This window comes from Amphritea sp. 1_MG-2023, assembly GCF_030547545.1.
Classification (GTDB): Bacteria; Pseudomonadota; Gammaproteobacteria; order Pseudomonadales; family Balneatricaceae; genus Amphritea.
This window is the reverse complement of sequence record NZ_JAUOQE010000080.1, coordinates 1-908: the sequence shown is the minus strand read 5'-3', so window position 1 is coordinate 908 and position 908 is coordinate 1. Positions and strand designations below refer to the sequence as shown.

1 protein-coding gene is annotated in these 908 nt (G+C 54.6%); it reads right to left on the bottom strand.

Translation table 11 applies throughout. The features are described 5' to 3' along the window. A partial coding sequence (locus Q4488_RS18750; protein ID WP_303582121.1) for a hypothetical protein occupies positions 1 to 908 on the bottom strand: 908 nt, incomplete at both ends.

Here is a 908-nt window from a genome sequence, read left to right as displayed (position 1 = left end):
GCCCTTCATCGAAGCCCTGATCATCGGTGATACTCACGTTCACCCGAATTTGCTGGCCGACATCGGGATCATCTAAGGTATAGGTGCTGCTTGTGGCACCACTGATATCGCTCCAAGTAACACCATCGGCGGATCGCTGCCATTGATAGCTGAAGCTGTTGCTTAGGCCATCCACATCACTGATAGCACTGATATCGGCGGTAAGGGTTTCATCTTCGGTGGCGGTGCCGCTGATGCTCGGTAGGCCAGTAATCGGATCATTAATAGCGGTGACGACCGCAGTTTCAGTGCTATTCAGCGGACCTTCATCGAAGCCCTGATCATCGGTGATACTCACGTTCACCCGAATTTGCTGGCCGACATCGGGATCATCTAAGGTGTAAGTGCTGCTCGTCGCCCCGCTGATATCGCTCCAAGTAACACCATCGGCAGACCGTTGCCATTGATAGTTGAAGCTATTGCTCAGGCCGTCAGGATCGCTGATAGCGCTGATATCGGCGGTAAGGGTTTCATCTTCGCTGGCGGTGCCGCTGATGCTCGGTAGGCCAACGATCGAATCATTCACAGCGGTGACGACCGCAGTTTCAGTGCTATACAGCGGCCCTTCATCGAAGCCCTGATCATCGGTGATGCTCACGCTCACCCGAATTTGTTGGCCGACATCGGGATCATCTAAGGTATAGGTGCTGCTTGTGGCACCACTGATATCGCTCCAGGTAAGACCATCGGCAGACCGTTGCCATTGATAGCTGAAGCTATTGCTCAGGCCGTCAGGATCGCTGATACCACTGATATCGGCGGTGAGGGTTTCATCTTCGGTGGCGGTACCGGTGATGCTCGGTAGGCCAACGATCGGATCATTCACAGCGGTGACGGCCGAGGTGGCAGCGCTATTCAACGGCCCTTCA